Origin of the sequence: Saccharopolyspora antimicrobica (genome assembly GCF_003635025.1) — a bacterium.
Lineage (GTDB): Bacteria > Actinomycetota > Actinomycetes > Mycobacteriales > Pseudonocardiaceae > Saccharopolyspora > Saccharopolyspora antimicrobica.
The window spans coordinates 6,800,014-6,817,014 of record NZ_RBXX01000002.1 but is presented as its reverse complement, the minus strand read 5'-3'; the positions used below and the strand labels follow the sequence as shown (position 1 = coordinate 6,817,014).

Sequence of the window (17,001 nt, the reverse complement as noted above, 5' to 3'; positions counted from 1 at the left end):
GACGACAAGGGGAGCGCGATGCCCGCCGAACCACAACCGCCCTACCTGCGCATCGTCGCCGACATCCGCGCCCGCATCGACTCCGGCCAGTTGCGCCCCGGAGACCGCGTCCCCTCCACCCGCCAGATCACCGACGAGTGGGGCGTGGCCATGGCCACCGCCACCAAAGCCCTCGCCACCCTGCGCCGCGAAGGACTCGTCCACCCCGTCACCGGAACCGGCACCGTCGTCACCGACCAGACCCACCGCACACCCCGCCGCCGCAGCCCCCGCGCCACCACCACCGAGACCCACATCGACCAGCGGCGCATCGTCCGCGCCGCCATCACCATCGCCGACGCCGAAGGCCGCAACGCGGTCTCCATGCGCCGCGTGGCCGCCGAACTCGGCGCCGGCACCATGTCGCTCTACCGGCACATCCCCGACAAGGAAGAACTCCTGCGGCTCATGGCCGACGCCGCCCTCGCCGAAACCCCGCTGCCCGAACCCAGCCGCCGAAGCTGGCGCCGCAGCCTGGAAAAGCTCGCCCGCCAGCACTGGGCCACCTACCGCCGCCACCCCTGGCTGGCACCCACCGCCCTGACCTCGCTGGCCCAGCCGCCCCTGCTGCCCACCGGCGTCGACCACCTCGAATGGCAGCTCACCGCCCTGAGCGGACTCGGCCTGCCCCGCAGCACCGCCCTGCACATCGCCGTCAGCGTCAACGGCTTCGTCGGCGGCATCGCCATGAGCCACGCCATGGAACGCGAATACACCCAGGAAACCGGACTCACGCTCCGGCAGCGCCACAACACCGACCAGGACGAACTGCACACCCTGCTCGGCAGCGGCCGGTACCCCGAACTCGCCGCCACCGCCGCCAGCGGCATCACCCTCGACCTCGACCAGCTCTTCGAATTCGGCCTGCAACGCCACCTCGACGGCATCGCCGCCCACCTCACGACCCGAAACCACCGCTGAGCGAGAAGACGCCGCTGACCGTCCACTCGGGATACCAAGGGAGGTCTGCGCGTTTCAGGCGCTGCGGGAACCGCTGGAGCTCGACGCCGCGGGCGAGCCGCGCTGATACAGATCGTCAACTGATCGGCACTCACGGGGCTGGTCGCTGTGCTGGTCCTGCGTAGGGTTTCGAGGAGGCGTCAGTGCGGCATTCCGCGCACTCCGCCGCTGCCGCGCCGAGTGTTCAGGCGCATCCACGAGAGAAGGAAACACCCCATGCGCGCCCTTGTGGTCGATCACGGCGAGGCCGGACCCGTCCGGTTCGCCGATGTCGATGAGCCCGTGCCCTCCAGCGACGAGGCGCTGGTGGAGATACGGCACATCGGTCTCAACTTCGGAGAGCTGAACTACCTGCACCGGTGGCCGGCCGGCGCTGTGCACGGTCACGACGCGGCCGGCGTCGTGGTGCGCGCCGCAGCCGACGGCTCGGGGCCACCCGAAGGTACGCGCGTCGCGCTGGGGATGTCCTCCCACGCGTGGGCCGAGCGGGTGGCAGTCAACCCCGCCTCGCTCGGCACCGTCCCCGAGAGCGTGGACCTGGCCGACGGTGCCGCGCTGGGGATCGCCGGAGTCACCGCACTGCGGGTGCTGCGCAAGCGTTCCCTGCTGGCGCGCGACGTCCTGGTCACCGGCGCCAGCGGGGGCGTGGGGCACTTCGCCGTCCAGTTGGCGGCGCTGGCCGGCGCCCGGGTGACGGCACTCGTGGGTTCGCCGGACCGGGCCGCCGGACTGCGCGAACTCGGGGCCGACGAGGTCCTGACCGACCTGGCCGAGACCGGGTGCCGGTTCGACCTCGTCCTGGACACCGTCGGTGGGCCGCTGCTGGCCCAGGCGTGGAGCTCCCTCGCCGAGGGCGGCACCATCCATGTGGTCGGCTACTCCTCGGGACAGGACACCACGTTCCCGTCAGGGACCTTGTTCGGCTTCGGCGAACCCCGCAGCATCGCCACCTACGGCGACATGACGCCGACCAGCGGGGAGCTGACGGACCTGCTTGGCCTCATGGCCGCCGGAAGGCTCTCGGCACCGGTCGGGCTGCGAGGCCACTGGCAGGACGTGCACGACGCCGTCCAGGCACTGTTCGCGCGGAAGGTGCACGGAAAGATCGTTCTCGACGTGGTCTGACGCCCATCGACGAGGATGCAACGATGGACGTACTCGCGGAGGCCTTGCGCGTATCGGGTGCGCGAGGTGCGCTCGGGGTCGTGCTGAAGGCCGGGGGAACCTGGGGCCTGTGGCTGGACTCCTATCCGGCAGCGGCACTGCACGTGGTTGCCCGTGGCACGATGTGGCTCCACGTCCCGGGCTCCGAACCCCTGGAGGTACAGGCAGGAGACGCCGTCCTGCTGCCGCCGGGCACCGCCCACGGGATAGCCGGTGGGCCCAGTACGACGATGGGCCCCTGTGACCGGAAGGCGACGGACCAGGCCCTCACCGACGGCAGCGCCCTGCACCTGGGCTCGACGCCAGCGCGGACGGAAGCGCTCGTCCTGCGCTACGAGCAGGACCCGGAGGTGAGCACGCCGGTGCTCACCTCCCTCGTTCGGCCGATGCACGTCACGAGCCAGGAGAACGCACAGCTCAGAAAGACCGTCGAGCTCCTCATGGCGGAGCTCGCCCATCCTCAGATCGGCACCACCGCCGCAGTCAACAGCATCGTCGACCTCCTGCTCATCCAGTTCGTACGCGTCTGGCTGGCCCGCCACCCGGAGACGCAGTCCGGCTCGTGGCTGGGCGCGATGCGTGATCCCGTCGTGCGCGAGGCCCTGGCATGTGTCCACGCCCGACCGGAACACCCCTGGACCACCGAGTCCCTGGCGGCCGCGACGGCGGTCTCCCGGACGACGCTGTCCAGGCACTTCCGGTCCGCCCTCGGACAGACGCCGGGCGCGTACGTGACGCAGTGGCGCATGGACCTGGCGTCGGTCCGGCTCCGCGACACCGACGAGCCGGTCGAGTCGATCTCCGGCGCGGTCGGCTACGCCTCACCGCACGCCTTCAGCCGCGCCTTCCGACGTGCCCGGGGCATACCCCCGGGCGAGTACCGTTCCCGGCTTCGCGGCGATCGCAAGCAGGCGATCACCGGCAACACTTGAGCACGCGTGCGGTCTCGTCTCGCACCGGGTGGACGCGATCTGGCACGACGAACACCGTGAGGAGCGGGTGCGGGCCGGGCTGCTGCGGCGGATGCGCGCCGAAGCAGCCCGGCTTCGACCAGGACGCCTGGAGGTGCGCACGTCACTCCAGCCGGGCAGCGGCCTCCAGCGGCTCGGACGAACGGAGGAAGCGCAGATCCTCCACGACCAGCGCGACACCGGTGGCACCGCCGCGGCGCAGGGCCGGGGCCAGCGCCGCCAGGTCCGGCCAGCGGGACGGGCGGAGGTCGACGCGGTAGCCGTCTCCGGCGGGCTCCAGGACGAGGGCTTCGCCGATGGCCAGCCTGCTGCCCGGGAGGTGAGCCGCGGTCGCTCCGGCGGCTCGCTCCAAGGCGGTGACCGAGGTGACCCCGGTGGCGATGGGCAAGATCGTCTCCGGTGCGGTGAGGTGCTCGTGCAGGTCGCGCAGGCGGGCGGCGGCGGTCGCCCGAGCGGGGTGGTCCTCGGGCAGGCGGTCGGCCAGGAGCGCAGCCCGGGCGATGTGACCCAGCGGCGGTACGGACCGGCGCTCACCGAGCAGGGCGATCAACGCCTCCAGGGCGTCCTCGGCGCCGGAGGCGAGGTCGACCCACTGCTCGGTGGTGAGCGGGGTGAGCCTCGGGTGGCGCTGCGTCCAGTACGCGACCGCCCGGTCCAGGTCGGGGCCCGTGCGCCAGAGATCGGCGGGGTCCTCGGGCATGAGCAGCTCGCCGACTTCGACGGCCTCCTCAGTGGTGGTCATCGCCTCCAGGGACAGCGCGGCGATGCGCAGTTCCAGCTCGGTCAGATCGAGTGCCGGCACACTGTTGTCCTTGCCGAAGGCCGCGACGCGGCCCCGTGCCCAGCCTTCCGGCCAGGACAGGGTGCGGGCCGAGGTGGACAGCAGGATCAGGCACTGGGCCGGTGACAGGCCGGTGGCCTCGGCGAACGCCCGTGCGGCCGCCTCCCGGTCCACGGGCGGCGGGCCGTTCTCGGTGATCAGCTCCAGCGCCAGCCGGAGCCGGTCCGGGTCGCCCCAGCCGCGGCAGGTCCGCAGCTCGACGACGCGGTTGCGGGTGAACAACAGCGGGTCCGGGCCGCCCGGGGTGTGCAGGAGCGCCGTGACCGCGTAGCCGTTCCCCACCACCTCGCGGTCGGCGACGGCGGCGCTGGCGATGGGGCCGCGGCCCGAGCAGATCTGCCCAGGCTCGTACTCCGGGCGCAGCCGGGCGACGTGCCAGGTGCCGTCGGTGCGGAGCAGGTCGGGGACGGCCGCCAGTTCCAGGAGTCGCGCGCGCCCGCCGAGGTTGCCCCACGCGGCATCCAGCACAGCGGCGCCGAGGCGGCCCAGCGTGTTCTCGACTCCCTCGACGGCCGAGGAGTCGAACGTCGCGATCTTCTTGTCGTAGGGCACGTCGACGGCGGCACGGGTGAAGTGGACGATCCTCTCGTACGCCGACTCAGGGCCCGGATCCTCCGGCTCCACGGGCTTGGCGGACCCGCCGACGGCGGGTGCCGCGGAGGCGGGCGCCGGGCGCAGGTGCGGCGGCGGGGTCAGCGCCAGGCGTTGCAGCAGGGCGAACGCACGCTCGCGGCATTCGACGGCCGTCCACACCAGGAACGTGACGCCCTTCCAGAGCGACTCGTCGGTGATCTCCGGCAGAAGCGGCCGGAGCCGTCCCGCCAGCTCGTCGCGGGCGGCGTCCTGCTCCCGGAACCCGGTGTCGGGATCCAGCACCCGCATGAGCTCGGCGGTGAGCGCGGCGTCGGCGACGTCGATCAGGGCCTGCGCCTTCTTCTCGTCGACGGCGCGCAGCGCCCTGGAACCTCCGGGGTCGCGCGGCCGCATCGCCGACCACCAGCCAGGAGGGGCGACCAGGCGGGTCCCGGAGGCGTAGCGGTGGTGCTCGACCACGCCGATGTTCTCGGCTCCGTCGTGCTCGGGCACCCGGCCCCAGCCTCGGACGTAGCGGCCGATGGCCCGCCCGGCCGGGTCCCGCAGCTCGATGATCCGGCCCTGGCCGCGCCACACGGTGGCGTCGGCACCACCGGGGAAGACGACCCGTTCGCCGTCGGCCGGTACGACGCGATCGGCGGCGGGGTGCGCGCTGCCGTGCGGGCAGTGCGGGCCACCGTGATCCAGCACGGTCACCTGGCCGTTCACGGCGATCAGGCAGCGGTCGTGGAGGTCGCGCGCCTCGGTGCGTTCGTGGGACCGGCTGGAGACGAACTCGTAGGTGCCGAAGCCGTGGGACGGGCCGACTCCGTCCGGGGTGACCACCGAGGCGCGGAACTTGTGCTCCCAGAGCCGGCCGGACTCGATCAGCAGCAGGTCGGTGCCGCTCTCCTCCAGGTAGTCGGTGATGGTGCTGACGTGCCCGGGGACGAAGGCGGGCAACTCCAGTTCGTCGAGGACACCGCCGCTGAGCGTGGCGGCCAGAGCGCGGGCCGGGTCCGTCCCGGTCGCGATCGTCCGGACGCTGTCCAGCAGGAGAGCGGGGACTCCGGGGATGGTGAACCGCTCGGCGTCGCACAGCGCGGCGTGCGCGTCCGGAAGCCCTTGGTCCGGGACCCGCTGGGCATGCTCGGCCAGGATCGCGGCGACGATCTGCGCCGTTCCCGGCGTCGTGGTCAGGGCCCGCACGGTCTCGGAGGCGGTCTGCTTCGCCACGGCGGGCTCGGTGACGTTGAGCTGGTTGGTCACGTTGCCCACGACCGCGTCGCGCAGCAGCACAGCCCAGTCCGGGTCGGCGGCGACGGCGGCCAGGTCGGTGCCCGTTCCGGCGGCCAGCCGGTCGTACAGCTTGAACGTGTGCAGCAGGCGGGGCCGCGCGAGCGGTACGCCGCGCTCCAGGAGGAGATCGAGGAGCGGGAGGTCGGCGGCGGTCTCCTCCCACCGGTTGACCTCGTCCTCGTCCACGCCCAGCACCGCCTCGTGGTCGTCGCAGGCGAGGCCCTCCGCGCGCAGCCGCGCACCGGCATCGTGCAGGAGATCACCGAGACCGGCGACGGGCAGCGCGAGCCCCGCGTACAGCTTCAGGAAGCGGCCCAGCCAGTCCTTCGCCGCTGTTCCCGCCAGCCCGGGGGAGGTGGTGAACGGGGCGGTCATGCCCGCGCCCGTGAGGTTGGCGAGCAGGAGCGACACCGCCGCGCTCTTGGCCTCGGGGGTGTCCTTGGCGGGCAGCGGCAGGACGCCGAGCAGCGCGCGGCCGAGGCCCGCATCCGCCCGTGCCATCGCCCCGAGCAGCGGGAGGACGAACTTCCAGAGGGCCTGCGGTGCCGACTCCATGCAGCCGCTGGCCAGCAAGGCCCGCACGGCGCGTTCGTCCTCGGGCCCGCCGAGCGCGTGCCCGGCGGCCTTCGCCAGCGCCGCCCAGCCCTCGGCCAGGACCAGCGCACCCTCCGCGCCATCGGGGACTTCCTCGCACCACTCGGTGAGCAGGCTGCGGTGCCAGCGGTACGCATCGGGTGCGGGATGGCGGGTGGCGAGCCGCTTGCGGTGCTTCTTGAGCGTGGCCGTTGCGGCGACGTCCGGTCCCGCGGCCAGGTGCGCGGCGACGAGCGCGGCCTCGTCGACCAGCAGCGCGTGCGCGTCCTCGGCCGCGCGGGCCTTCTCGAAGAACGCCGCGGCGAAGCGGTCGCTGCCCACAGCGGCCAGGATCAGCGCGCACTCCTCGTAGAACAGCGGCAGCAGCTCGGGCGCGCGGGCCTCCAAGGCGTCGCCGGTACGGGTGAGCGCGGTGCGCGCGAAGCCGGGCCTGCGGGAGGCCAGGCCGCGGGCGGCCTGAAGGTCGGTGTGCGCGGCCAGGATGTGGGCGCGGTGCGCCGGGTACGAGTGCAGGGCCGACGCGAGGAACCCGAGCGGGTCCGCGTGCACGGTGCCGACGCCGGTCTCCGCCACCGGGGCCAGGCCGTGCAGCGACTTCTCGGCCTTGTCGCCGTTGACGGCCGCGCGGCGGAGGAGTTCGATGACCGGTTCGTCCAGGACGGGGTGCTCGTAGCGGACGGCGACGCACGTGTCCTCATCGGAGCCGGCGGGCGCTCCCGGCATCACCGCACCGGCGCGCAGGAGCGCAGTGCGCGTCGGCACCGTGATGCCGGAGGGCACCACGGTGCCGGGCTCGCCTTGGTGGGCGTCGCAGTAGTGGGAGTACGCCTCGGCCGGCTCCACCACCGGCTCCGCGTCGTCCACGGTGCGCTTGGCGTACAGGGCCATGAGAATGCGGACGCCCTCGGACCAGGCGATGTCGCCGATCTCCCGGCCATCCGAGGCGAAGCTCAGCCACGCCATGTAGGCCGGGCTCATCGGCCCGCTCCAGTCCACGTCGATCTCGACGCCGAGCGGCTCGGGCGCGTGCACGGTGAACCGCGCCCTGTCCCGCTTGATGCGCCCGCCCAGCTCGTGCACGCGGCGCTCGAACGCCGCGCCGCTCTCGTACCGGGCGTCCAGGTATCCGAAGGTGTCGACCACGCCGAACGCGCGGTCCATGCTCACCGGACGCCTCCACACCTCGCGGTCCACCTGCTCGACGACCTGACCGAGGTTCCGTTCCTGCCAACTGGGCAGCTCCTCGCCGAGCAGCAGCGGGTGCGGGATCGCGAAGGCCTCCGCGCCTTCCCACGCGCCCTCGCGCAGGAGCACGCAGCGACCGAGGTCGGGCGCGCCGTCGAGGATCGGGGCGATGACCAGATCGGTGAGCGTCTCGCGCCACACCGGGTCGTCCCACACGCCCGCCAACACCGCCGCCGGGACCGGTAGCGACCGCACCATCCAGGACTCGACACGGTCGTGCACCGCCCGCGCGTGCTCACCGAGCCGGTCGCAGAGGGCGGCGAGCCCGACCGCGGCCGGGTCCTTCTTGACGTTGGCGGGCACCTTCGCCAGCACGCGACCCGCGGCCGTCCGGCAGGCCAGCACCGGCCGCAGAGTGCCCTCGACGGTGAGCTCGTGGCCCGTCGCGATCCCGATCCATCCCATGCCAGGAGATTGTTGATCATCCCTACGACATTCGGCGGGAAAACCGGTGATCTGCCCGCAGGGACGCGCGGGGCGAGCCGCGCCGAGAACACGAACGCCGGGCGCGGACGACATCCGCACCCGGCGCCCGATGATGCTCAGCGCGAGGCCATCAGCTCGTCGAAGGACGGGAACCGCTCGGCGGTGTCGGTGTCGCAGAAATCGCCCACCCAGCCGTCCTCGTCGTGGAAGAAGCGGATCGCCACGAAGTCCGGGCGCACCCCCATGTCGAACCAGTGCGTGGTGTTGGCCGGCACGCTCAGCAGATCACCCGCCTCGCACAGCACCCCGTAGACCTTGTCCTCCAGGTGCAGGTAGAACACCCCCGCACCGCGGGCGAAGAACCGGTCCTCGTCATCGTCGTGGGTGTGCTCGGAGAGGAACTTCTCCCGCGCCACCTTGGCCTGCTCGGCCCACTGCGGGTCGTCATCGCGCGGCGCCATCACCGCCGCGTCGACCTTGATGTAGCCCTCGGCATCGATGACCCGGTCGACCTCCGCGCGGTAGGCCTCCAGCACCTTCTCCGAACTCGCGCCCTCGGGCAGCTCCTTGAGCTCCCAGCGCTCGAAACGCACCCCGAACCGCTTGAGCAGCGCGGCGATCTCACCCGGATCCTCCGTGCGCACCTCCACGGTGCCGGGGTCGGTGTCGGGCCACACGGTCAGCAACGTCATGCCACACCCTCCTGAATTCCGTTCGCGGCCAAGGTGAACCGGAACAACCAGTCCAAGCACTCCGTGCGGTGCCGGGCCTGCACCAGATCCCGCCCCCACACGTACACCCCGTGGCGGGCCACGACCACCGCCGGCGTCGCGGCGTCGAAGGAGGCCTCGAAGGCATCACCCAGCACCCGCATGTCCTGGCTGTTGGGCACCACCGGCACCGTCATCACATCGTCGTCGCGACGCCCCAGGCCCTTGAGCATCTCCAGATCGCGCAGCACCACGCCCTCCGGCCAGCGCTGCCCGGCCACCACCGCCGAAAGCATGTGCACGTGCACCACCGCACCCGCACCGGCCACCGCCGCGATCCGCGCGTGCAGCCCGGCCTCGGCCGAGGGCCGCTGATCCGGGTTCGGCTGGTCGGGCACCGCCGCACCCGCCTCGTCGACCACGACCACGTCAGAGGCGCTCAGCTCGCCCTTGTCCAGGCCGCTGGCGGTCACCGCCAGCCGCAGCGGTTCACGCCCCAGCGTCACCGACAGGTTCCCCGACGTGCCGCGCATCCAGCCCAGCCCCGCCATCCGCGCCGACTCCGCGGCCAGCGCCGCCCCGGCCCGCTCCAGCTCGCCGCTCACACGATCACCTCAAGCTCCACCTCGTCGAAACCCGCCACCACCGGGTGCGCCCCGAAATCGGCGTCGGCGAACGGTTCCCCGTCCCGCGCCAGGCCCACCGTCAGCCAGCCCGCCGCCGCGGCGGCATCCAGCTCGGCGGGCACGTCGGAGAAGAACACGACCTCGCCCGGCACCGCTCCCAGCTGCCCGGCGATCGCCTCGTAGGAGGGGCGCTCCCGCTTCGGCCCGGCGTTGACCGTGTCGAAATGACCGGCGAAGAGCTCCCGCAGATCACCCGCGGTGGTGTTGGAGAACGACGCGACCTGCGCGGCCACCGAACCCGAGGAGAACACCGCCAACCGCGCGCCCCGGCCCCGCCAGTCCCGCAACGCCGGGACCACGTCCGGGAAGTAGTCGGTGCGCAACTCGCCCCGCGCGTACCCGTCCGACCAGATCAGCCCCTGCAACGTCTTCAGCGGCGTGGCCTTGCGGTCGGCATCCATCCAGGAGTGCAGCACCGCCACGACCTCACCGGTACCGGCGCTGGAATCCAGCCCCGCATCGGCCTTGACCTGCTCGACCGCCTCGGCGACCACCGGATCGGTGCCGTGCTCGTCGATCCACGGGCCCAACCGTGGCCGCGCGTAGTCGTAGAGCACCACGTGCACCTGGCTGGTGGCCGTCAGCGTGCCCTCGATGTCCAGCACGACCCACCGGGCCGCAACCCGCACGCTCACCGCGATCCCTCCCCGTAGTACTCCGGCAACCGCTCCGGGGTGAACGCCCCGCGATCGGTCACCACCGTGGTCACGAACTGCGGGTCGGTCACGTCGAACGCCGGGTACAGCCCGCGCACCAGATCCGTGGCGCTGCGCCGCCCCAGCGTGTGCAGCACCTCATCACCGTCGCGGTACTCGATCGGCACGTCCGCGCCGGTCGCCGAGTGCGGATCCGGGGCGTGGCACAACGCGTGGAAGGGCACCCCGAAGGCCTGCGCGGCCACCGCGTGCTGCAACGTGCCCACCTTGTTGATCACGTGCCCGTCCATGGTGACCCGGTCGCTGGCGGTCACCAGCGCATCGATCTCCCCGGCGCGCATCAGCGACGCCGGCATCGCATCGGTGACCAGCGTGGTCTCCACACCCATCTCGGCCAGCGTGTGCGAGGTCAACCGCGCGCCCTGCAGGTACGGGCGGGTCTCGGTGCACACGAACGACGGCTTCAAACCCGCCTCCAGCGCCGCCTCCACCAGACCCACCAGGTACAGATCACCCCAGCAGTGCGTCAGCACCCGGGCGCCCTGCGGCAGCAGCCGCGCACCGGCCCGGCCCATCTCCCGGCTGCGGCGGCGGTAGTCGTCGTCACCGGCCTGCGCACCCGCCAGCGCCGCGGCGGCCACATCATCGCCGCCCTCGGCCACCGCCGACATGACCCACTCCACGGCCTTGCGCGGCTGGTCGTTGGTGGGGCGGGTGGCGATCAGCCGGTCACCGGCGGCGCGCAGCCGCGCCCGCGCGGTGTCGGGATCGGCGCCCGCGGACTCGCGGGCCGCCAGCACCATGCCCCACAGCACCGCGAAGTACGGGCCCGAGGACTGGGTCACCATGTCCTCGATCGCGACGGCGACCTCTTCAACGGTTCGGGCGTGCACCCAGCGGTGCTCGAACGGGAACACCCTGCGGTCCAGGATGTGCACTCCGTCCTCGGCCAGTCGCACGCTGTCGGCCAGCGTCGGCGAGCCGGGGTGCGCGGAAGGTGGCGGCATGAATTCCTCGATGCGAAATGTGTGGTTCTTGCGTCGCCAGCGTAGTCAGCACGGCCCGCACCACCGCAAACCAACCCACATCGCGAGAGCCGCCGCGATCAGTTGTTAAAGTCCGGACACCGCCTGTCCGCCTGCACCGGAGCCGTTGTGCGCAGCCACCCCTCGCGCGCCGCGCCCCGCAGCGATCCCGCCCGGAAGGCACCTTCCTTGATCGACTCCCGGCCCACCGACACCGGCCCGGTCCTGCACGCCGACGACGTCGACGTCGTCCGCGACGGCAACCACCTGCTGCGCTCGGTGTCGCTGCAGGTCCACCCCGGCCAGCACTGGGCGCTGCTGGGCGCCAACGGCGCGGGTAAGACCACCCTGCTCAACCTGCTCGGCGCCATCAACCACCCCACCCGCGGCAGCGTCACCGTCCTCGGCCACCGGCTCGGCCGCGTCGACATGCGCCAACTGCGCTCCTACGTCGGCCACATCAACCCCCGCCACCCCCTGCGCAGCCCGCTGCGGGTCCGCGACGTCGTGCTCACCGGCGTCACCAACACCACCGAACTCGTCCCGCGCTGGCAGCCGACCCCGCAGCAGGCCGACCAGGCCGACCGGCTGATCAGCACCCTCGGCATGAGCGAAAAAGCCCAAGCCCGCTGGGAAACGCTCTCGCAGGGGGAGCGGGGCCGCACCCTCATCGCCCGCGCCCTGATGCCCGTGCCGCGCCTGCTGCTGCTGGACGAACCGGCCACCGGACTCGACCTGGCCGCCCGCGAACAGCTGCTGACCAGCCTCGACGACCTGCGCGCCGAACACCCGCAGCTGGCCACCGTGCTGGTCACCCACCACCTCGAAGAACTGCCCGCCAGCACCACCCACGCCATGCTGCTGCGCGACGGCCAGTGCCTGGCCTCCGGCGAGGTCGACGAGGTGATCACCACCGACCACATCAGCAAGTGCTTCGACCACCCGGTGCGCATCACCCGCACCGACGGCCGCTGGCACGCCCGCGCCTGACCCGGATCCGCGCTCGCCGGTCCGCGCCACCGCTCTTCGGCTGCGGCGCGGACCGGCCCCAGGTCACAACGCGTGGCCGCCGGCGACCTGCAGGACCTGCCCGGTGATCCAGCGCGCCTGGTGCGAAGCCAGGAACACCACCGCATCGGCGATGTCATCGGGCTCACCGACCCGGCCCATCGGCACGATCGCGGTCACCGCATCGATCTCCTCGGCACCGATCCACCCGGTCTGCACCGGCCCCGGCGCGACCGCGTTCACCCGGACGCCCCGGGCCGCCAGGTCCAGCGCCATCGACCGGGTCAGCGCCTCCAGCGCCGCCTTGGACGTGCCGTAACCGGTCTGACCGGGAAACGCCCGCGCGGCATCCGTGGTGATGTTGACGACCGACAACTGCTCACCCTCGCTCCGCGTGCGCACCGCTTCGGTGATCAGCACCGCCGGAGCGATGGCGTTGACCCGGTAGTGCCGCTCCAGCGACCCGGCGGTCAGCGAATCGACCGAATCCGGCAACTCGCAGTGCGCGGCGTTGTTGACCAGCACGTCCACCGAACCGGCCTGCTCCACCACGGCCTGCACCAGCCGCCGCGGCCCGTCCGGTTCGGCCAGATCCGCGCTCACCGCGAAAGAACCGTTGCCGAGCTCGGCCGCGAGCTCGGCGGCCGCGCTGCTCGCGGGCGTGATGTGCGCCCACTCGACGTGCTCGGGCGCAGGGGAGTCCTGCGCGAGGTAGTGGACCGCCACGCGCGCGCCCTCAGCGGCGAACGCGCGGCTGATCGCCGCACCGACATTTCCCGAACCTCCGGTGACCAGCACGGTCCGGCCGGCAAGACGGGTATCGATCATCGTCGTCCTCCTCGATCAACGGGATGCTCAACCAGCGATCACCCGCCGAAGAGGAGGCCCGCGCGCCCCAGCGGAGGCACACCCAGGGAAACGACAGAACACGATCCCGACCCGTCAGCGCGCAGCACCCCGCCGGGCAGCACGCCTCGGACGCGGGGGAGGACGAGATCAGGAACGCATGCCCGGCACCCTACCCGAACCCGATCAGCTCAGGTGACCGGTCGGCAGCGCGCAGAACGGGCGGTGGAAATGACAGTGGCCCCGGCCCCGGCGCAGGATGCAGGTCTGCGCCAGGGCCGGGGCCACCGCTGTTGACGCTCGGGGTCAGCGCCGCTTCTTCGGCGGGTCCTTGCGCAACAGGTCCGGTCCGATGATCCGCCGCACCACGCGCCGCACCAGGCTGCGCTTCTTCGCCGGAGCCGCCGGTGCCTTCGCGGCAGGCCGCGAGGCGGGCTTGGGCTGCGGCGGCGCGACGGCCGGCTGCGGCCCCGTCAACACCGGCGAGGCCGCCGGGGGATCGGGGTTGAGCCGCTTGGCGAACTCGGGCTGCTCATCGCGGATCGCGGGAATGTAGGGCTGGGTGACCTCCACCCGCTCCGGCGCGTCGGCCATCGTGGGTGGGGGAACCGGTCGAGTGGGAACGATCACCTCGTCCAACGGCAGCTGACCGACGATGCGAGTTGTCGGCGGTCCAGCGTCCGGACGCGGCGCCTGCTGGGCCGCCGTCGGGAGCGCCGGCTGGAACCACGGTCGAGCAATGTCGTCTTGAATAGTCATCCGTATCGACTCTGCGAGGGAGCAAACGGCCAGTGTCACCGGAACGGGGTCTTCCCGATCCAGCCGATCAGACCCTACCGGTAACGGACAGATAAAGCACACCCCCGTGTTCCCTAGCTCTCCCCGGCGATCACGCCCAGTGCTGAATCCGCCATTCAGCGCAACCGACTGCTCCACCGGCCGTCGGGCGAATAGCGGAATCCGCGCTCCACCAGCACAAACTCCCACCGATCACCGCTGATCGTCCACACCGGAACAACTCGGCCCGCGATCCCCGGCGACGGCGAACCTACGGACGGAGACCGAAAGATCCACTCCGGTAGCGTGTCCGCAACCGCCCGCCGGGCCAGCGCGGGCACGAACGACGAGGAGGAACAGCCATGCCAGAAGGCGGCGACCGCCCAGCGCAGGTCGAGCAGGAAACCGAACACCCCCACGACACCGAAGACCTGGTGCGGCTGGTGACCCTCATCCGCACCGAGCAGGGCTGGACGAAGACCAGGCTGTCCGACGCCACCGGCGTCCCCGAGTCCGAGATCTCCCGCTTCGAAGCGGCCGAGATCGTGCCCGCCAAACCGATGGCGATGCGCCTGCTCGAAGGAATGGGCAGCATCGAGCCCGGCCTGTTCTGAACTGATCCGCGGGGGAAGGCGGGCCCGCACCGCGCGGATGCGGGCCACCGCCCGGCGCACGTCGCCTAGCTGGGAGTTCCGCGATCGGCCGGCGACTCGGGCAGCGCAGCCTGCCGCAACTGCCGGAACTCCGCGGCCAGCGTGCCCGCCGTCCAGTGCGCGTTGAGGCCGCTGGGATTGGGCAGCACCCACACCTGCGCGCCCTCGATCAGCCGGTCCTGACGACCCACCGTCGCCCGCCGCTCACCGAATGCCACCCGGTACGCGGTGATCCCCACCACCGCCACCCACTGCGGGCGGTACTGCCGCACCTTCGCCGCCAGCGCCATGCCACCGGCCCGCAGCTCGTCATCGGACAACTCGGCGGCACGCGCACTGGCTCGCGCCACGAAATTCGTGATTCCCAGGCCTAAACCCGTCAATTCGTCCTGCTCGTGGGGCTCCAGCAGCCGCGGCGTGAACCCGGAGGCGTGCAGCGCCGGCCAGAACCGGTTGCCCGGGCGGGCGAAGTGGTGCCCGGTCGCACCCGACCACAAACCGGGGTTGATCCCGCAGAACAGCACGCGCAGACCAGGGGAGAGGACGTCCGGAATCCTCGCCCCCTCCGCCGCGGCCAGCTCCTGCGCACTCGGACGGTTCCCCGACAACTCCCACCTCCGGTACAGGCACCCGATTCACCCCGGACCTTAGCCGGGCACCCGAAGCCACTCACCCCCAACCCCGAACCGCACCGGCATCGCCAACCGGGCGAAAAAGGCCGACCCGGATCAGCAACATCACTTTCTGGCGCGGAAAGCGGTTCCTGCGGAGATCGATCGCAATACCGAGGGCGAACTCATCCCGGCTCGAATGCGCGAGCACGCGTCCTCGCATGCCAGGACTGCGCAATGCCGGGGGAACAGGCCGACAGCCACGGCTCCGATGCCCGAAAACGCCGCGATCAAGCCGATTTGACGTCTCCGTGCGTAGGAGAGCCCGGCTTCGTTTCGGCGATTACCTTTCCCTCCCGCATCGATGTGCACCCCGAAGGGAGAAATGGGGGACCGGATGAGCATTGACGCAGAATGTAACCCCACTGATTCCCGCGCTCAATCCGTCAAAGGAACTCGCCGAACTCCTCCTCCGCAGTGCGATTTCTTCGGATAGCTTCTCCTGGCCGCCGGATGAATTGACCATTCCCGCACGACACCCGCCTGGACCGGCCCGCAACGTCGGGAATCCAGCCCAAGATCACGCTCCCAGCCACACCACCCCGATTCGTCACTGTGACGATTCTGGTGCGCGATCGGCAGCCGGATCGCCGGGCTCCAGGACAGACTCGATGCGCTTTCGCAGCGCGGCGTCGTCGTCAGCGCTGCCCAGCGCACTGGCGATCCGGCTCCGCAGCTCCGCCAGCTCCCGGCGCGCTGCCGCTTCGGCCTCGCCGCACTGGGTCACCTCGCTGCGCAGGGAATCGAGCTGGCCGTGCAGCGGAGCCAGGTTGCTGGCGTAGTTGTGAGCGGCCTCGGCGAGCTGATCGGTCAGCTTCGCGATGCGCCGATCAGCAGCATCCTGAACGTTCTGCAGCCGCAGCGCGTGCTCCTCGGCTTGAGCGCGCAGCCGTTGCTCACCGTTCTCGGTCAGGGCACCGCGCAGTTCTTGACGAACCTGTTCCTCCTCGCGGCGCAGCTGATCGAGCCGTTCAAGCCCGACAGCACGCTCGTTGGCCAGAGTTCGTTGCAGCTCGGTGATGCGGTCCTGGGCATCGGTGAGCTGCGCGAGAGCCCGCTGGCGGTCGCTGCGAGCGCTCTCGGCCGCCTGCTGCGCCTCGTCGCGTTCGGCGAACGCTCGATCACGCTCGGATTCCGCCCGGCCAGCCTGCTCCTCGGCCGCCGCTCGTTCCTTCCGGGCTTCCTCGGCCTCGCTGAGCGCCAGCTCAGCCGAGGAAACCGCCTGCTCGCGGGCGGCATCAGCGGAGCGCGCGGCCTGCACGGCCTGCTGGCGTTCGCTCTCAGCCGCCTCGCGAGCGGCGAGCGCGGAGGCCAGCTCCCCGCTGGTGTGGGCCTGCAGGGCGGCGACCTCCTGGCGCACCGGATCCAGCGCGGAGTGCAGCACGGTCAGGCGTTCGTCGAGCGTGTGCACGTCGAAACGGGTCATCGGCTGGTCGGGGCCGTAGACCTGCACCCAGATCTCGCGGTGCTCGTCGAGCATCGCGCAGGTGATGGTCTTGGCGCCCCAGTTTCCGTAGCGGTCGGGGTCGGCGGGGCAGTAGGGGGTCGGCCGTCCGCCCCGTGGCGGCAGCGGCGGCAGCACCTGCCCGCAGTAAGCGCAGAAGGCCTCCTCCCCGGCGGCCAGGGCTCGCAACGTCACCTCCCGCCGCTGCTCCCGGCTGCCCCTGCGCGCCGGAGCAGTCGCTCGCCCCTGCCCGTCCGCGACCCCCACACCTTCCAAGCCATCCACCTCGGCACCCATACCGCCCTGACCTGCACTTTCTCAATCCGCCAAGTTTCAGTTTCAAAACTCTAACATCAACTTGGAGGTTTCAAAATCAAACTACACGGAGTGTCGCGATGGATCGACTTCATATA

The 17,001-nt window shown here is 71.6% G+C and carries 14 protein-coding genes; 5 read left to right on the top strand and 9 right to left on the bottom strand.

The features are described 5' to 3' along the window. The first annotated feature begins 18 nt into the window (after nucleotides 1-18). From ATL45_RS32310 to ATL45_RS32300, 3 genes are all read left to right on the top strand, one after another. Complete coding sequence (locus ATL45_RS32310; RefSeq protein ID WP_093145953.1) at nucleotides 19-960, top strand: TetR/AcrR family transcriptional regulator C-terminal domain-containing protein; 942 nt, start codon at nucleotides 19-21, stop codon at nucleotides 958-960. Nucleotides 961-1,215: 255 nt separating this feature from the next. Further along, nucleotides 1,216-2,124 carry a zinc-binding dehydrogenase gene (locus ATL45_RS32305; RefSeq protein WP_093145954.1) on the top strand — a complete coding sequence of 303 codons (909 nt, stop codon included), beginning with the start codon at nucleotides 1,216-1,218 and terminating at the stop codon, nucleotides 2,122-2,124. Nucleotides 2,125-2,147: 23 nt separating this feature from the next. Continuing rightward, on the top strand, nucleotides 2,148-3,095 hold the full coding sequence (locus ATL45_RS32300; protein ID WP_093145955.1) for an AraC family transcriptional regulator: 948 nt from the start codon (nucleotides 2,148-2,150) through the stop codon (nucleotides 3,093-3,095). A 142-nt stretch (nucleotides 3,096-3,237) separates the two neighbouring features. Here ATL45_RS32300 and ATL45_RS32295 read toward each other — a convergent pair whose 3' ends face one another. From ATL45_RS32295 to ATL45_RS32275, 5 genes are all read right to left on the bottom strand, one after another. After that, nucleotides 3,238-8,091 carry a DUF4132 domain-containing protein gene (locus ATL45_RS32295; RefSeq protein WP_170210409.1) on the bottom strand — a complete coding sequence of 1,618 codons (4,854 nt, stop codon included), beginning with the start codon at nucleotides 8,089-8,091 and terminating at the stop codon, nucleotides 3,238-3,240. A 137-nt stretch (nucleotides 8,092-8,228) separates the two neighbouring features. Beyond that, nucleotides 8,229-8,804 carry a 1,2-dihydroxy-3-keto-5-methylthiopentene dioxygenase gene (locus ATL45_RS32290; protein ID WP_093145957.1) on the bottom strand — a complete coding sequence of 192 codons (576 nt, stop codon included), beginning with the start codon at nucleotides 8,802-8,804 and terminating at the stop codon, nucleotides 8,229-8,231. Next, entirely contained in the window at nucleotides 8,801-9,427 is a 627-nt protein-coding gene (mtnB, locus tag ATL45_RS32285; protein ID WP_093145958.1) for a methylthioribulose 1-phosphate dehydratase, read from the bottom strand. Before mtnB ends, ATL45_RS32290 begins: the two co-directional genes overlap by 4 nt. After that, nucleotides 9,424-10,143: an acireductone synthase gene (gene mtnC, locus ATL45_RS32280; protein WP_093145959.1), complete on the bottom strand. Its 720-nt coding sequence runs from the start codon at nucleotides 10,141-10,143 to the stop codon at nucleotides 9,424-9,426. Before mtnC ends, mtnB begins: the two co-directional genes overlap by 4 nt. Beyond that, nucleotides 10,140-11,171 (bottom strand): s-methyl-5-thioribose-1-phosphate isomerase, encoded by a 1,032-nt coding sequence (locus tag ATL45_RS32275; RefSeq protein ID WP_093145960.1) that lies wholly within the window; start codon nucleotides 11,169-11,171, stop codon nucleotides 10,140-10,142. Before ATL45_RS32275 ends, mtnC begins: the two co-directional genes overlap by 4 nt. Before the next feature lie 207 nt (nucleotides 11,172-11,378). Between ATL45_RS32275 and ATL45_RS32270 the strand changes: the two genes are divergently transcribed. Then, the gene (locus ATL45_RS32270; protein ID WP_093145961.1) at nucleotides 11,379-12,179 is read left to right on the top strand and encodes an ABC transporter ATP-binding protein; all 801 of its coding nucleotides are present in this window, start codon (nucleotides 11,379-11,381) and stop codon (nucleotides 12,177-12,179) included. A gap of 63 nt (nucleotides 12,180-12,242) precedes the next feature. On the opposite strand, the gene ATL45_RS32265 is transcribed toward ATL45_RS32270, so the two are convergent. Both ATL45_RS32265 and ATL45_RS32260 read right to left on the bottom strand, forming a co-directional pair. Beyond that, nucleotides 12,243-13,025, bottom strand: a complete 783-nt coding sequence (locus ATL45_RS32265) for an SDR family NAD(P)-dependent oxidoreductase (protein ID WP_093145962.1) — start codon at nucleotides 13,023-13,025, stop codon at nucleotides 12,243-12,245. A 324-nt stretch (nucleotides 13,026-13,349) separates the two neighbouring features. Then, nucleotides 13,350-13,637: a hypothetical protein gene (locus tag ATL45_RS32260; protein WP_246025679.1), complete on the bottom strand. Its 288-nt coding sequence runs from the start codon at nucleotides 13,635-13,637 to the stop codon at nucleotides 13,350-13,352. Nucleotides 13,638-14,182: 545 nt separating this feature from the next. On the opposite strand from ATL45_RS32260, the gene ATL45_RS32255 reads away from it, so the two are divergent. Continuing rightward, nucleotides 14,183-14,434 (top strand): helix-turn-helix domain-containing protein, encoded by a 252-nt coding sequence (locus ATL45_RS32255; protein ID WP_093145963.1) that lies wholly within the window; start codon nucleotides 14,183-14,185, stop codon nucleotides 14,432-14,434. Nucleotides 14,435-14,499: 65 nt separating this feature from the next. On the opposite strand, the gene mug is transcribed toward ATL45_RS32255, so the two are convergent. Further along, on the bottom strand, nucleotides 14,500-15,081 hold the full coding sequence (mug, locus tag ATL45_RS32250) for a G/U mismatch-specific DNA glycosylase (protein ID WP_093145964.1): 582 nt from the start codon (nucleotides 15,079-15,081) through the stop codon (nucleotides 14,500-14,502). Nucleotides 15,082-15,694: 613 nt separating this feature from the next. Beyond that, nucleotides 15,695-16,855: a coiled-coil domain-containing protein gene (locus ATL45_RS32245; RefSeq protein WP_246025892.1), complete on the bottom strand. Its 1,161-nt coding sequence runs from the start codon at nucleotides 16,853-16,855 to the stop codon at nucleotides 15,695-15,697. Nucleotides 16,856-17,001 lie beyond the last annotated feature (146 nt).